Consider the following 14,487-nt stretch of genomic DNA (forward strand, 5'->3'; position numbering starts at 1 on the left):
GGGTGGCGGCGACGCCCCCTACTGATGCCCTCCGGTGAACGGCACGAACGGGATGATCGCGCCACCGTAGATGTCGGAGCGGACGACCGAGACCGTCCCGTCCGCCGCCGTCGCCTTCGTCGCCTTGATCACGTGCTGGGCGCCGGGCGGGCCGACGGGAATGACCATGACGCCATCCGGCGCGAGCTGGCGCAGGAGCGGCGGCGGGATGTGGTCGATGCCGCAAGTGACGATGATCTTGTCGAACGGCGCGTGCTCTTCCCAGCCGAAATAGCCGTCGGCGACGCGGGCGCGGATGGCGCGGTACTCCTCGTAGCCCTCGCCGATCAGCCGGGCGGCGAGCGCGCGCGTCCGGGCGGCGAGCGGCGGGATGATCTCGATGGTAAAAACCTCCGGGGTGAGGTTGGCGAGATAGGCCGACTGGTAGCCCGAGCCCGTGCCGATCTCGAGCACCTTCTCGCCGCGCCGGATCGCCAGCGTGTTGGTCATCCGCGCGACCGTGTGCGGGCCGGTGATGGTGACGCCGAAGCCGATGTCGAGATGATGCCATTCATAGGCGCGCCCGAGGTTTTCGTCGCCCACGAATCGTTCCCGCGGCGTCATGAGGAACGCGCGGATGTCGGCCTCGTCCCAGAGGTCGCGGCGCGCGAGGCATTGCTGCAGCCGGTCCCAGCGCTGGCCGAGGAAGGTCGGATCCTCGCCGCGGTTGTCGACCATCCACCGGACGAACGCCGCGCGGTTCTCGCGCGGCGGCGAGGCGCTCCAGTCGTAGGGGGCCGGCACGTTGGCGAACGCGGGCGCGGCGAACGGGGCCGACGCCGCGCCGAGGAGGAACGCGCGTCGCGTGACATCGAAGTCCATGGACGCCATTCTGGCGCCCAACGGCGCGGGAAGGTCAAGCGCCGTCGTCGCCATCCGGGCCTGCTCCATGCGCTTTTCCGTCCTCACCCTGCTGATCCTCGCCGCCCTGCCGGCGCGCGCCGACGAACCGGCGAAGGGAGCCGCCTATTGGGGCGCGCCGTCGGCGGACGGCGGCAGATGCTGCGCCACGCTCGCCGAGGTGCGGAACAACATCGACCGCATCGACCGCGAGCTCGTGCGCCTGATGGCCGAGCGCCAGCAATATGTGGGCGAAGCGGGGCGGTTCAAGAAAGACCCCGCGTCCGTGGGCGATCCCGCCCGGGTCGACGCGATCATCGCAAGAGTTCGCGCCGACGCCGCGGCGCAGAGACTCGACCCGACGGTCGCGGAAACGACGTTTCGGGCGATGATCGCCGCGTTCGAGACTTTCGAGCGCGCCGAGTGGGGGAAGCGGCAGGCGGCGCCGGCGAAGTGACCGGGGCGGCGAACCCTGGCCCCAAGCAAAAGCTTCCAAAAAACAGAAATGTCGGCTATGCTCGTTCAAACGATCGAAAGAGGCCGCGGGCCGGTTCCTCCGGCGAACGGCCTCACCGCTGTTTGACAGGGCGCTTCATGAACGCAGCGTCGGCGCGCAGGGGCGTGGCCGCCAAAGTTGTCATGCCCGCGAAAGCCGGCATCCACAGGCGCGCAGGGCGACATCTGGGGCCATCGTGCGCCACTGCAAAGATTTTTGAGGCCCGGCCGCTGCGTCCCGCTTTCGCGGCGACGAAGGAACCATCCGGGTCGGGCGTATCGAGGGCTCCTCGGGTGTTGCAGAGCGGACTGCCGATGCCTACTGCCTGCCGCCATCACCGCGGCTCGGGTGTTCCAGAGTGACGCAACTCCCAACCCCGTCATTGCGAGGAGCAACCCCCTGGTCGACGAGCCCGGGGGACGAAGCAACCCATGCCGCCGCTTGCTTCCTGCGGAAAAAATCGCTCCGTCTTCTGCTCGCGACGAAGGGAGGCGAGACGATCAGAGGGCGCAACAGCGGCCCAGCGGCCCTGGATCGCTTCGCTCGCGATGTGGGCGTTCTTCACCCCACCTTGGGAGTTACAGAGTGACGTAACTGCCAACCCCGTCATTGCGAGGAGCGAAGCGACGAAGCAACCCATGCCGCCGCTTGCCTCCTGCGGAAAAAATCGCTCCGTCTTCTGGTCGCAACGAAGGGCGGCGGGACGATCAGAGGGCGCAACAGCAGCCCAGCGGCCCTGGATCGCTTCGCTTCGCTCGCGATGACGGCGCTGTTCGCTGCCGGCTTGGGAGTTACGGAGTGACGTAACTCCCAACCCCGTCATTGCGAGGAGCAAAGCGACGAAGCAATCCATGCCGCCGCTTGCTTCCTGCGGAAGAAATTGCTCGCAAGGAAGGGCGGCGGGACGACCAGAGGGCGCGACAGCGGCCCAGCGGCCCTGGATCGCTTCGCTTCGCTCGCGATGACGGCGCTATTCGCTGCCGGCTTGGGAGTTACGGAGTGACAGGTTTCGGCGCCCAAGTCCCTGAAATCATGTGTCGCCTGCCAGAACTGCACATTGGCCGCCGTCGGCCGGACCCGCCGCCGGGCCGGCGACGCGAATGCCGGGAAATCCGGAACCGAGGCCGATGTCCGGGCGCGCGCCGCTTCTTAGCCGCGCTCGGCGAACGCGGTTCGCGGCCCGCAGCCGCGTCCACGAAGGCGCCCGCCCGCGCCGGCTTCAATCCGAATCCGGCCGTCAGAGCGGCCGTCGCGCGCTCATCGGGAGGGCGCCGCGCTCCTCGCGAACACCGCCTCGGGCGTGACACCCGCCCGGAAATCCCGCCGCAACCCCTTGAAAGGGCTCGAAACCGGCGCGGGCTTGCGGCCCCTCACTCGGCGGCCTTGGCCGGCTCGCCCGCCCATTCCGGTTCGCGCGCCGGCCGGGCCTCGTCGGCGGGCTCGCGCCCGGGGGCCGGAGCGGCCGCCGGGACGCGCTCGCCCGAACCGCCCGACAGCCACTGCGACAGCCGGTCGAGATACAGGTAGACGACCGGCGTCGTGAACAGGGTCAGCGCCTGGCTGACCAGCAGGCCGCCGAACATGGTGTAGCCGAGCGGCTGGCGCAGTTCCGAGCCGGTGCCATGGCTCAGCATCAGCGGCACGGCGCCGAGCAGCGCCGCCATGGTGGTCATCATGATCGGCCGGAAGCGCAGCAGCGCCGCCTTTCGGATCGCCTCGACGCTGGACAGGCCCTCGTCGCGCTTGGCGCTGATGGCGAAGTCGACCATCATGATGCCGTTCTTCTTGACGATGCCGATCAGCAAAATCGTCCCGATCAGCGCGATCAGGCTGAACTCGTAGCCGAACAGCATCAGGGTCGCGAGCGCCCCGAGGCCCGCCGACGGCAGCGTCGACAGGATGGTCAGCGGGTGGACGAAGCTCTCGTAGAGGATGCCGAGGATGATGTAGACCGTCACCAGCGCCGCCAGGATCAGCAGCGGCACCGTGGTCAGCGAATCCTGGAACGCCTGGGCGTTGCCCTGGAAGGTGGTGGTCAGGCCGGTCGGGATCTGCAGCGCCTGCATCGCCTTCTGGATGGCGTCGGTCGCCGGCCCGAGCGCGACCCCTTGGGCGAGGTTGAAGCTGATGGTGATCGCGGGGAACTGGCCCTGGTGGCTGATCGACAGCGGCTGGACCGGGGCGGTCGTCCATTTGGCGAAGGCGCTCAAGGGCACCATCTGGCCCGTGACCGGCGAGCGGATGTAGAGCTTGTCCAGCGTCGCCGGATCGCCCCTGAGCTCGGGCAGGACCTCCTCGATCACCTCGTAGGTGTTGATCTGGGTGAAGTACTGCGTGACCTGCCGCTGGCCGAAGGCGTCGTAGAGCGTGTCGTCGATCAGCTGCGGCTGGATGCCGTAGCGCGAGGCCATGTCGCGGTCGATTTTCAGCGTCAGCGTCGTGCCGGAATTCTGCTGGTCGGTGGCGACGTCGCGCAACTCCGGCAGCGCCTTCAGCTTGTCGAGGATCTTCGGCGCCCAGGCGTTCAACTCGTCGAGGTTGGCGTCCTGCAGCGTGTACTGGAACTGGGTCCTGGCGGCGCGGCCGCCGACGGTGACGTCCTGGGCCGCCTGTAGGTAGACCTTGAGGCCGGGGATCTTCGCCAGTTGCGGCCTCAGGCGGGCGATCACCTGGAACACGTCGACGTCCCGGTCTTCACGGGCCTTCAGCGTGATGAACATGCGGCCGTTGTTCTGCGCCGAATTGCCGACGCCGACGCCCAGTCCCATCGCCATGGTGGCGATGGCGGGATCCTTCATGATGACCGCGCCCGCCTGCTCCTGCAGCTTGTACATCGCCGGAAACGAGATGTCCTGGCCGGCCTCGGTCGTGCCGAAAACGATGCCGGTGTCCTGCTGGGGAAAGAACCCTTTGGGAATGATCGTGAAGAGATAGACGGTGGCGGCGACGGTGGCGAAGAAGGTGAGCAGCGTGGCGAGGCGATGGCGCAGGACGAAGTCGACGCCGTGCTCGTAGCCGCGCGCGAGCGCGACAAACCCGGCCTCGCTCGCCTTGAACAGGCGGCCGTGGCGCTGCTGGTCGTGCGCTTTCAGGAACCGTGACGCCATCATCGGGGTGAGGGTCAGGGCGACGAAGGCCGAGACGCCGATCGTCATGGCGATCGTGACCGAGAACTCCCGGAACAGGCGGCCGATGATGCCGCCCATCATCAGGAGCGGGATCAGCACCGCCACCAGCGAGATGGAGATCGAAATGATGGTGAAGCCGATCTCCGCCGAGCCTTTCAGCGCCGCCTGGAACGGTTGCTCCCCCTCCTCGATGTGGCGGGTGATGTTTTCCAGCATCACGATGGCGTCGTCGACGACGAAGCCGACCGCGATGGTGAACGCCATCAGCGACAGGTTGTCGAGACTGTAGTTGGCCGCCCACATCAGCGCGCAGGCGCCGAGCAGCGCCAGCGGCACCGTGACGCTCGGAATGATCGTCGCCCAGACGCTGCGCAGGAAGACGAAGATGACGCCGACGACGAGCGCGATGGTCAGCATCAGCGTCAGCTCGACGTCCTTGACGGAGGCGCGGATGGTGGTGGTTCGATCCGACAGCACCGCGACGTGGATCGTGGGCGGGATTGCCGCCTCGAGCGTTCTCAGCGTTTTCTTGATCGAGTCGACCGTGTTGATCACGTTGGCGCCGGGCTGCTTGAACACTACCAGGAAGACGCTGCGCTTGCCGTTCGACCAGGCCGCCTGGGTGGTGTCGGTCGGCCCCATGACCGCCTTGCCGATGTCGCGGACATAGACCGGCGCGCCGTTCCGGTAAGCGACGATGACGTTGTTCCAGGGGTCGGAGCTTGTCAGCTGATCGTTGTCATAGATCGTGAAGGACTGCTTCTGCCCGATGATCGATCCCTTGGGGCTGTCGACGGTCGAGATGCCGATCTGCGCCCGCACGTCCTCGAGCTGGAGGTTCTTCTCCACCAGTTTCGCCGGGTCGATCTGGATGCGAATGGCCGGGGTCTGCTGGCCCCCGACCCGGACCAGGGAGACGCCGGAAATCTGGCTGATGCGCTGGGCGAGAATGTTTTCCGCAGCATCGTCGACGTCGATGATCGGGGCGACGTCGGACTCGACCGACAGAATCAGGATCGGCGTGTCGGACGGGTTGACCTTGCGATAGGTCGGTGGGCTCGGAAGGTTTTTCGGCAACTGGCCCGACGCCGCGTTGATCGCGGCCTGGATATCGTTGGCTGCGGCGTCGATGTTGCGGTCGAGATCGAACTGGACGGTAATCCCGGTCGCGCCGAGCGAACTTGTCGACGTCATCTGGGAAACGCCCGGAATCTGGGCGATCTGGCGTTCGAGCGGCTGCGCCACCGACGAAGCCATCGTCTCTGGCGAAGCGCCCGGCAGCGACGCCGACACCGAAATGGTCGGAAAGTCGACCTGCGGCAGGGGCGCCACCGGCAGCGACGGAAACGCGACGAGGCCGACCAGGAAGATCGCCACCATGATGAGCGTGGTCGCGACCGGGCGGCGAATGAAGGGCGCGGAAATGCTGCCGAACATCGGTCAGCTCCCGCTTCCGGCGTCGACGGAGACGAGGGAACCGGGCTGCAGCAGGAATTCGCCCGTCGTCACCACTCGATCGCCTTCATTCAGACCTTCCGCGATGACGGCCGTCGTCGGGTCCTGCCGGGCGACCTTGACCCGTCGGACCGACGCGCGGCCGTCGTCGCCGACAACATAGACGAAGAGTCCCTTGTCGCTATGCTGAACCGCGTCGGCAGCAACGACGACGACGTTCTTCATGACGCCGAGCCGCAATTGCGTCGTGACCGCCAGACCGGGCCACAGGGCGTCGTCCTTATTGTCGAATTCGGCTTTCAAACGGATCGTCCCGGTCGCCGGATCGACTTGGTTGTCGCTGATCGTGAGCTTGCCGACGGCGATTCTGGCGCCGTCGGTGTTCAAGACCGTCACGTCGGGCGCGCCGGACGCCAACTCCTGGTTGATACGATCGACATAAGCTTGGGGTTCGGTGAAGATCACCGCGATCGGCTGCAGCTGGGCGATGGACACGATCCCCGTTTGCTGGCCGGCGTTCACGAGGTTGCCTTCGTCGATCAGGCGGAAACCGGCCCGGCCGGTGATCGGCGCGCGGATGGTCGTGTAGTCGAGCTGGACCCTGGCGGCGTCGACCGCAGCGGCGTCGGCGGCGATCGTGGCGGTCAGCTGATTGACCAGGGCGTTCTGCGTGTCGAGCTGCTGCTGGGTCGCGAAATTCTGCTTGGCGAGCGTGGCGTAGCGCGTGAGGTCGAGGCGAGCGTTGGCGACGGTGGCCTCGTCCTGTGACTTCTTCGCGACGGCCTGGTCGAGCGCCGCCTGGAACGGTCTCGGGTCGATCTGCGCAAGGAGGTCGCCCTTCTGGACGATCTGACCTTCCTTGAACCCGATCCTGACGATCTCGCCGTCCACCCGCGCCCGCACGAGCACGGTGTTGTAGGCCTGGACCTGGCCGAGGCTCTCGAGAATGACCGGAAAATCCGCTCGCCTCGCAGGCGTGACGGTTACCGCGATCGGAGCGACGCCGCCCGGCGCGGCGCCCGAGCGCGATCCCTCCGCCTGTCCCGCGTTCGCCTGTTTCTGTCCGCCCAGGATCCGGTCGTGCGTGCGGTGCATGACCGGGCCGAGCGCCGGCGCGAAACGGTCGACCGCCTCCGGCGCGTACACGCCGGCGGCCGCGACGGCGACCAGCGCCAGCGTCCCGATCGAAACCGTTCGCGTGAAACCCATTCGCAACACCTCAACAGACAGAGCGTACTGACAGAGCGCAATCCTCCAGCCTGCGCTCGAGGCGCGGTGATTGAACTCATCGAGGCCATACCATCAAATGATCGGGCGAAATTGCGGTTCAACGAAATTTGACCGGCTCCAGGGTTTTTCAGGCCGGCGCCCGGGGCGCTTCCTAGAAGGACGCCTGCGGCGGTATGAACGCCCGGATACTCGTTACCGGGACGAAGTACTTGGCGATGTCCTGGCTCTGCCTGCGCGCGCCAAGGCCGGCGCCGACGCGCTCGATCGTTATCTTGCGGCTGATGACGCCCAACAGACAGGAATTGTAAACATCGAGGACGCCCGACCCGGAATTGCCTGTGGTCGCGACGTCGCCGATCACGGTGTCGAACCGGGCGCGAAGATCGGTCGGCACCGCGGCTGGCGGAAGGACGCGTGACTGCGCGGCGCTCTCTGGCGTGATGACGACGACACGCTCGCCCGGATAGGGCGAAGCCGCGCAAAGCGGCAGGCGCCGCATGCGCATGCGGACCGGAAGGGCGGCCACGTCAATCGACAGCAGCGTCAGATCGACGCCCTCCAGCGAGCCCTGCCTGACCAGCCCGGCGGGATAGTCGCGTCCGTCGATAATCACATGGGGCCTGGTGTCAGCGAAGTTTCCTGGAACATGCGCCGCCGTGATGACGAGCCCGTTCCCCAGGTACATCCCGTATCCGGGCCAAGGTTGCACGGGCGTCCGGTTGACGTGGACGGCGTACAGCCGAAGTCCGTCGTCGAACCCTTCGGATTCGGGCCCCTCCTGCGCAGCGGCATTCCGCCCGATCGCGAGCAAAGCCATCAGCCCGATCCCGACCGCCGAGACAAACTTCGCCATCTTGCCTTGACTCGTGCACTCGTTCCCGCGCGCAGCGCGCGGGAACGAGTGTCTATCAGAAAGCGCTCGCAATGAGCTTGTTGATCGGATCGGATACCGCGTCCCAGCCTCGGGATGATAAGGACGACACTAGGCGATAGACACAAAGCAGTTCGACGAGCGCCGTAAAAACGACATTGAGATAGAGATGACGCCCGCTCGAGGGTAAGCCGATTTCGTCGCGCATGACCTGATCATAAGGAATTTTTTGGATATGCGATACAGTTCTGCCAAAAAAAGAAAATACTGACAGTCCGAAGTATTCCAGTCTTCTGGAAACTAGGAAAATGAAGCAATACGTCAACCCGAGAATTGAGACGACAATTTCCGTGTTGCGGTCATGAATCCTGTCGAAGACAAACCAAGACGCAACGAGTACTGCAACACCCGTGACCAGTCGCATGATAAAAACCAAGGCGCCAAACATGTTGATCCCGTCGAAACCGATGTCTCGTTCGCCCGTTTGCGGCTTCCACCTTGCGCGGAGGCGCCCATACCGCCGCGGACCGCCTCGATCCGCTTCCTTTTCAAACACCATTCGCATAAGCTGTGGGAGTGCGAAATGGCAAATCCCGCATGCGGGGGCCACAATTTGTACCCAAAAGCGATATGGGAATATATTGAGGCGACAGCCGCGCCCGTCAGGCTGGGGTGTGACGTCGAATCGCGAGCGACCTGAATGACGACGGATACCGAAGTAGCGCCCGAAACCGCGCGGGGGCTTTCCGGCGGAGCGCCAGTCGGCAAGCCGGCGCAGCGGCGGTGGCGCGTCCCAATCGCGTACCGAGCCATCGCTCCGATCTCGCTCGCAATCGACTTGGCGATCATCGTTCTGTCCGCCATCAGCGCCGAACTCATTTACCACAACGTCCCGTCGGAATTCGAGGGCGAGTTTTCCCACACCCTCGCCGCCGCGGTGTTTGTGGCTATTCTTTTCGTTGCGGTGATCCGCATCCAGAAGCTGTACACCCCGGCGCGCCTCGTCGTCATCGACGATCAGGCGCGCAGCGTCCTGGCCGCGTGGTGCGGCGCCTTCTTCATACTCGCCTCGGGCGTGTTCACGTGGGGGGTCGGCCACGATTTGTCCCGCGGCGACATCTTGCTGTTTTGGGCGATCGGCGCCGTGGCGCTGCTGCTCCATCGTGTCGCGTGGCGGGCCTTTCTGCCGCAAGCGCTCGAGAGCGGCGCGCTGCGAGGGCGCAAGGTCGTCAGCATGACGTGCGAAGACGCGTTGCCGCCGCGGTTCGTCGAAAACTTGAGCCGCTACGGATATCTCATCCTCGCCCATTTTCATGTGCCGGCCGGCGAATCGTCGTCCGATGACGTGATCGACAGCGTTATTTCCATGTGCCGGACAGCGGACATCGAGGAAGTCCTGCTGTTCGTCGATCCCGAGCGCATGGCTCACCTTCGACCCATCGCCAGGCGCTTGCGGGTGCTCCCCCTGCCGGTGACGCTGGTGCCTTTCGGGACGCTGGCTCAACTCTTTCAGAGGACCCACAGCGATATCGGCGACACGGTCGCGATCGAACTTCAGAGAGCGGCGCTGTCTCCCGTCGAGCAGGCGGTCAAACGCATCATCGACATTGTCATATCGTTGTCCGCGCTCGTCATTCTCGCTCCGCTGATGACCGCGGTCGCAATCGCCATCAAACTCGACAGCCCGGGGCCGGTGTTTTTCCGCCAGACGCGTCACGGTTTCAATGGCCGCCCGTTCCGCATGTACAAGTTTCGCTCCATGACGGTCATGGAAAATGGCGATGTCGTCCGTCAGGCAGAAAAGAACGACAAGCGTGTCACCCGAGTCGGGTACTGGATACGGAGGCTGAGCATCGACGAGCTCCCTCAGCTGATCAACGTGTTCTACGGGGACATGTCGATTGTCGGGCCGCGCCCCCACGCGGCGGCTCACGACCGATATTTTACCTCCATGATCGAGAAATACGCGTTCAGACACCATGTCAAATCAGGGATAACGGGTTGGGCTCAGGTTTGCGGCGCCAGAGGGGAAACAGACACCCTCGACAAGATGCAACGGAGAGTCGAGCTTGACCTTTGGTACATAAATAACTGGAGTGTCTTGCTGGATTTTTCCATCATGATTAGAACTATATTTGTTGTCTTCTCCGCGGAGAATGCACATTGATGACCGACCTGTCCAGCAAGCTATCGCCAACGTCCGGATCCGTCGGCAATCCCGCCGTGGCTGCGCGCGCACGCAGCCACGGCCTGCGCCTGGTCTCGCTCGGCGCGATGGCGATCGCGTTCCTCGTCGCCTACATCCCGACCTACATCAGACTCGCAAACGGACCCTGGCAGACCGAGCAGGAGGGGCATGGGCCGCTGATCATGCTGGCGTCCGTGTGGCTCGCGTGGCAACAGCGGGAGAAACTCCGCAACCTTGTCCCGAGACCCGCGCCGGTCGCCGGCTGGATCGTCCTGATCGCGTCGCTCCTCGTCATGGCGGTGACCCGGTCGCAGGACATTCTGATGATCGAAACCGCGACCCAGATCCCTGTCCTGCTCGCGTGTCTCCTGTTGATCGGCGGTTGGCCGCTCGCCAAGGTCTTCGCGTTTCCTTTGGCGTTCCTGATCTTTTCAGTCCCGCCGCCCGGCTGGATCCTGGACGCTCTGACCGTGCCGTTGAAGGCGTGGGTGTCCGATGTGGTCACCAACCTGCTGTATGCTCTTGGTTACCCGATCGCCCAGAACGGCGTGATCATCATGATCGGCTCCTACGAACTGATGGTCAAGGACGCCTGTTCTGGAATGAACTCCATCTTCGCCCTGTCGGCGATCGGGATCTTCTACGTGTACGAATTCGTCCACAACAACTGGATCCGAAAGGCGATTCTGATCCTGTCGATCATACCGATCACGGTCATGGCGAACCTGTTCCGCGTGCTTGCGCTGGTCTTGGGGTCCTACTACCTCGGGGTCGACAGAGTCGAAGGGTTGTTCCACGATGTGACGGGCATTGCGCTGTTCGTATTCGCGCTTGTCCTGTTTTTCCTCCTCGACACCGTGCTCATCGGGACCGGCTACTTGATCCGCCGGGCGTTTCCCCCTTCCCGAGGGGCGCCGAGCGCGACGTGAGGCGGCGCGCGCTCTGGAGACGGAGGCGGGGGCGGAAGGTTGCGGCGGCGCGACGAGCGACGCAGGGGACTTCGAGTGGTGCTTGAGGAAGGCGGTCGGTTTTCCGCGATCGCGAATTCGATGAAGCTGGGTTGGGGCGGGTTTTCCATGAAGACCGTATATGATTTTGTCACGGTGATCTCTTTCGCCTGCTTGGTGCTGACGTATTTCATGTTCACCGAGGGGGGACTCAAGGTGCTGGCGCATTTCATGCTGCCGGCGGCGGCCTTCGCGATCGCCAACCAGGTCGGCAACGTGGCGCTGCAGCGCGGCTACCTCTGGCTCGACGCGCTCGCCGTCGTTCTCATCGTCGCCGGAATCGGTTACACCTACATCGTCGTCAGACATTAGCCTTCGTCGCGACAGCGAAGGCGGCCGGCGAGCTTTCCGCCCGATCGGGCCGGCCGTTCGCTTCCTTCTGCTCGAGAGACTGCACGTGCCCGACATCCCCATCGGCGTTCTCACCATTTCCGACCGGGCCTCGCAGGGGGTGTACGAGGACAAGGGCGGCCCCGGCATCGAGGCGGCGCTCGCGGACCTGCTCGCCACCCCCTGGCGGCCGGTCAGGCGGCTGACGCCGGACGACCGAGCCCAGATCGAGGCGGCGCTGATCGAACTCGCCGACGCCGAGCGCTGTCCGCTCATCCTGACGACCGGCGGCACCGGACCGAGCCCTCGCGACGTGACGCCCGAGGCCACCGAAGCGGTCTGCGACCGCGTCCTTCCGGGCTTCGGCGAACTGATGCGGACGAAGAGCCTGGCCGAGGTCCCGACGGCGATTCTGTCGCGCCAGATCGCCGGAACCCGGGGATCGTGCCTGATCGTCAACCTGCCGGGCAAGCCCTCCGCCATCCGCACGTGCCTCGACGCCGTCTTCGCCGCGACGCCCTATTGCATCGACCTCATCGGCGGGCCCCGCCTGGAGACGAACCCGAAATTCTGCGTCGCGTTCCGGCCGAAGAGCTGACGCCCCTCGGCGACGCCCAACCGGCCGGGGTGGCGTTTCGCCGCACCCTCCGCTAGATGGTGCGGATCGGCCGTGATCGGAGGGTCCATGTCCGCCGCCGTCCAGATTGTCGAGCCCGAGGCCGAGGTCCGCGCCGCCATGCGCGCCATTGGCGGGCAGGCCCGCGCCGCCGCCCGCGCGCTCGCCAACGCGCCGTCCGAGCGCAGGAGCCAGGCGCTGACCGCCGCCGCCCGCGTCCTGCGCGAGCGCGCGCCGGCGATTCTCTCCGCCAACGCGCGCGACCTCGCCGAGGGCGAGACCAAAGGACTGACGCCTGCGTTTCTCGATCGCCTCGCGCTGACCGAAGGCCGCGTCGAGGCCATCGCGCGCGGCCTCGAGGAGGTCGCGGCGCTGCCTGACCCGGTCGGACGCGTGCTCGCGACCTTCTCCCGACCCAACGGCCTGGCGATCGAGCGGGTGGCGACGCCGCTCGGCGTCGTGGGCGTCATCTACGAGAGCCGTCCCAACGTTACCGCCGACGCCGGCGCGCTCTGTCTCAAGAGCGGCAACGCCGTGGTGCTGCGCGGCGGCTCGGACAGTTTTCATTCGTCGGCCGCGATCCACGCCTGCCTCGTCGCGGGCTTGCGCGAAGCCGGGCTGCCGGAAGCGGCGATCTCGCGCGCGCCGTCCGCGTCGCGCGCCGCGGTCGGCGAGATGCTGGCGGGCCTCGGGGGGACGCTCGACGTCATCGTGCCGCGCGGCGGCAAGAGCCTCGTCGACCGGGTGCAGCGGGAAGCCCGCGTCCCCGTGTTCGCTCATCTCGAGGGCATCGTGCACGTCTACGTCGACCGGGGCGCCGACCGCGACAAGGCGGTGAAGATCCTGGTCAACGCCAAGATGCGCCGCACCGGGGTGTGCGGCGCGGCCGAGACCTTGCTGGTCCATCGCGACGCGGCGCCGGCCCTGCTGAAGCCCCTGATCGAGGCGCTCATCGGGGCGGGTTGCGCGGTGCGGGGCGATCCCGCGGCCCAGGCCGCCGACTCGCGGGTGACGCCCGCGACCGAAGAGGACTGGCGGACGGAATATCTCGACGCGATCATCGCCGTCCGGGTGGTCGACAGCCTCGAGGCCGCAATCGACCATATCGAGACGTTCGGCTCGCATCACACCGACTGCATCGTCACCGAGGACGAGGCGGCGGCCGAGCGGTTCCTGAAGGAGGTCGATTCGGCGATCGTCCTGCACAACGCCTCGACCCAGTTCGCCGACGGCGGCGAGTTCGGCTTCGGGGCCGAGATCGGCATCGCCACCGGCCGCATGCACGCCCGCGGCCCGGTCGGGGTCGAGCAGCTCTGCACCTTCAAGTACCGCGTGCGCGGCGACGGCCAGATCCGGCCCTGACGCCGCCGAGATCGGCCGGTTTCGAACGTTTTCAAGGGACTGCGCGGATTTTTCCGGGCGGCTTCCCTGCCGGGACGGGCGTGAAGAGCGCCGTCATCGCGAGCGAAGCGATGCGATCCAGAGGCCGCTTTGCTGCTGTCGCGGCCCCTGGACCGCCGTGTGTCGGCGTTCTTCACCCTCGCCCTGCCGGGCTTGGCCCGGCCGCCGCTCTCGCGGAAGAGAGAGGAAAGCGTTGGCCTCGCCGGCCAGGCGTGGCCCAATCGTGTCGACAGCTCTACGCCCGGCGGCGGGGCCCCAGACCCGCGCCGGTTTCGAGCCTTTTCAAGACGTTGCGCGGATTTTTCCGGGCGACTCTCCGCCCTCGGGTCCGCCCGGGCTCAGTGGCGGCGCCAGCCCGTCGTCCCGCGACGGCCGGGCGACAGACGCCCCAACCCCGAGCCTGTTTCTCGCGTTTTCAATACGTTGCACGGACTTTTCCGGGCGGCTGAAACCGCCACGACGGCGTTTGCGCCGTCGGCGCGATGACGGCGTTCGGCGGCGCCCGCGTGCGGGCGAGGCGACCGAGCGATCTCCGGAAGGCCGGCATCCGGCGTGCGGGCGGCGGAGCCGCCGGTTCAGCCGCGACCAACGGCGCCGACGCGACCCGATCGCCCCGACCGCGACCCGGCCGCTCTTGACGCCGGTCCGGCGCATGACGCCGTCGGGCGCCGGCCGACGCCGCCAGCGCGCCTTTTCGTCCCGGGCGCGTTTTGTCGTCTTCCAAGGGTTTGCGGCGGAATTTGCGGGCGTTTGTCGACGCCGAGGCGGGGCGATGACGCCTCCCGCCGTCATCACCCTCCGTCTGTCAAACAGCGTGCCGAGGCGCGCGGAGGCCGGTTGCGACTGCGCGTTCAAAGGGCGGACGATTGGACGTATAGCACGGATT

Annotated in this window: 11 protein-coding genes; 6 read left to right on the forward strand and 5 right to left on the reverse strand. The window is 66.2% G+C overall.

The features are described 5' to 3' along the window. Positions 1 to 18: 18 nt before the first annotated feature. Positions 19 to 861 (reverse strand): protein-L-isoaspartate O-methyltransferase family protein, encoded by an 843-nt coding sequence (locus DFR50_RS03265; protein ID WP_113887958.1) that lies wholly within the window; start codon positions 859 to 861, stop codon positions 19 to 21. On the opposite strand from DFR50_RS03265, the gene DFR50_RS03270 reads away from it, so the two are divergent. Continuing rightward, on the forward strand, positions 845 to 1,336 hold the full coding sequence (locus DFR50_RS03270; protein WP_210208792.1) for a chorismate mutase: 492 nt from the start codon (positions 845 to 847) through the stop codon (positions 1,334 to 1,336). The two genes, DFR50_RS03265 and DFR50_RS03270, sit on opposite strands and share 17 nt — an antisense overlap. A gap of 1,409 nt (positions 1,337 to 2,745) precedes the next feature. Here the strand turns inward: DFR50_RS03270 and DFR50_RS03275 are convergent. The 4 genes from DFR50_RS03275 to DFR50_RS31200 all read right to left on the reverse strand — a co-directional run bounded on the left by DFR50_RS03275 (position 2,746) and on the right by DFR50_RS31200 (position 8,618). Beyond that, positions 2,746 to 5,940 (reverse strand): multidrug efflux RND transporter permease subunit, encoded by a 3,195-nt coding sequence (locus DFR50_RS03275; protein ID WP_113887776.1) that lies wholly within the window; start codon positions 5,938 to 5,940, stop codon positions 2,746 to 2,748. Between the two features lie 3 nt (positions 5,941 to 5,943). Continuing rightward, positions 5,944 to 7,167: an efflux RND transporter periplasmic adaptor subunit gene (locus DFR50_RS03280; RefSeq protein WP_245427285.1), complete on the reverse strand. Its 1,224-nt coding sequence runs from the start codon at positions 7,165 to 7,167 to the stop codon at positions 5,944 to 5,946. A 172-nt stretch (positions 7,168 to 7,339) separates the two neighbouring features. Then, the gene (locus DFR50_RS03285) at positions 7,340 to 8,041 is read right to left on the reverse strand and encodes a trypsin-like peptidase domain-containing protein (protein WP_113887777.1); all 702 of its coding nucleotides are present in this window, start codon (positions 8,039 to 8,041) and stop codon (positions 7,340 to 7,342) included. Positions 8,042 to 8,096: 55 nt separating this feature from the next. Continuing rightward, a complete protein-coding gene (locus tag DFR50_RS31200; protein ID WP_147262644.1) occupies positions 8,097 to 8,618 on the reverse strand; it encodes a hypothetical protein in 522 nt (173 codons plus the stop codon). Between the two features lie 141 nt (positions 8,619 to 8,759). On the opposite strand from DFR50_RS31200, the gene DFR50_RS03290 reads away from it, so the two are divergent. The 5 genes from DFR50_RS03290 to DFR50_RS03310 all read left to right on the forward strand — a co-directional run bounded on the left by DFR50_RS03290 (position 8,760) and on the right by DFR50_RS03310 (position 13,562). After that, positions 8,760 to 10,226: an undecaprenyl-phosphate glucose phosphotransferase gene (locus DFR50_RS03290; RefSeq protein ID WP_113887778.1), complete on the forward strand. Its 1,467-nt coding sequence runs from the start codon at positions 8,760 to 8,762 to the stop codon at positions 10,224 to 10,226. Further along, positions 10,226 to 11,176 (forward strand): exosortase, encoded by a 951-nt coding sequence (gene xrt / locus DFR50_RS03295; protein ID WP_113887779.1) that lies wholly within the window; start codon positions 10,226 to 10,228, stop codon positions 11,174 to 11,176. The genes DFR50_RS03290 and xrt overlap by 1 nt, the downstream gene beginning before the upstream one ends. A 147-nt stretch (positions 11,177 to 11,323) precedes the next feature. Then, the gene (locus tag DFR50_RS03300) at positions 11,324 to 11,566 is read left to right on the forward strand and encodes an XrtV sorting system accessory protein (protein WP_147262645.1); all 243 of its coding nucleotides are present in this window, start codon (positions 11,324 to 11,326) and stop codon (positions 11,564 to 11,566) included. Between the two features lie 85 nt (positions 11,567 to 11,651). Beyond that, on the forward strand, positions 11,652 to 12,182 hold the full coding sequence (gene mog, locus DFR50_RS03305; RefSeq protein ID WP_210208793.1) for a molybdopterin adenylyltransferase: 531 nt from the start codon (positions 11,652 to 11,654) through the stop codon (positions 12,180 to 12,182). Positions 12,183 to 12,269: 87 nt separating this feature from the next. After that, the gene (locus DFR50_RS03310) at positions 12,270 to 13,562 is read left to right on the forward strand and encodes a glutamate-5-semialdehyde dehydrogenase (protein ID WP_113887782.1); all 1,293 of its coding nucleotides are present in this window, start codon (positions 12,270 to 12,272) and stop codon (positions 13,560 to 13,562) included. Positions 13,563 to 14,487 lie beyond the last annotated feature (925 nt).

Origin of the sequence: Roseiarcus fermentans, assembly GCF_003315135.1 — a bacterium.
Classification (GTDB): domain Bacteria; phylum Pseudomonadota; class Alphaproteobacteria; order Rhizobiales; family Beijerinckiaceae; genus Roseiarcus; species Roseiarcus fermentans.

Bases quoted from the DNA above. Each gene is read 5' to 3' on its own strand.
- DFR50_RS03265 (WP_113887958.1), bottom strand. From the start codon at position 861: ATGGACTTCGATGTCACGCGACGCGCGTTCCTCCTCGGCGCGGCGTCG.
- DFR50_RS03275 (WP_113887776.1), bottom strand. From the start codon at position 5,940: ATGTTCGGCAGCATTTCCGCGCCCTTCATTCGCCGCCCGGTCGCGACC.
- DFR50_RS03280 (WP_245427285.1), bottom strand. From the start codon at position 7,167: ATGGGTTTCACGCGAACGGTTTCGATCGGGACGCTGGCGCTGGTCGCC.
- DFR50_RS03285 (WP_113887777.1), bottom strand. From the start codon at position 8,041: ATGGCGAAGTTTGTCTCGGCGGTCGGGATCGGGCTGATGGCTTTGCTC.
- DFR50_RS31200 (WP_147262644.1), bottom strand. From the start codon at position 8,618: ATGGTGTTTGAAAAGGAAGCGGATCGAGGCGGTCCGCGGCGGTATGGG.
- DFR50_RS03290 (WP_113887778.1), top strand. From the start codon at position 8,760: ATGACGACGGATACCGAAGTAGCGCCCGAAACCGCGCGGGGGCTTTCC.
- xrt (WP_113887779.1), top strand. From the start codon at position 10,226: ATGACCGACCTGTCCAGCAAGCTATCGCCAACGTCCGGATCCGTCGGC.
- DFR50_RS03300 (WP_147262645.1), top strand. From the start codon at position 11,324: ATGAAGACCGTATATGATTTTGTCACGGTGATCTCTTTCGCCTGCTTG.
- DFR50_RS03310 (WP_113887782.1), top strand. From the start codon at position 12,270: ATGTCCGCCGCCGTCCAGATTGTCGAGCCCGAGGCCGAGGTCCGCGCC.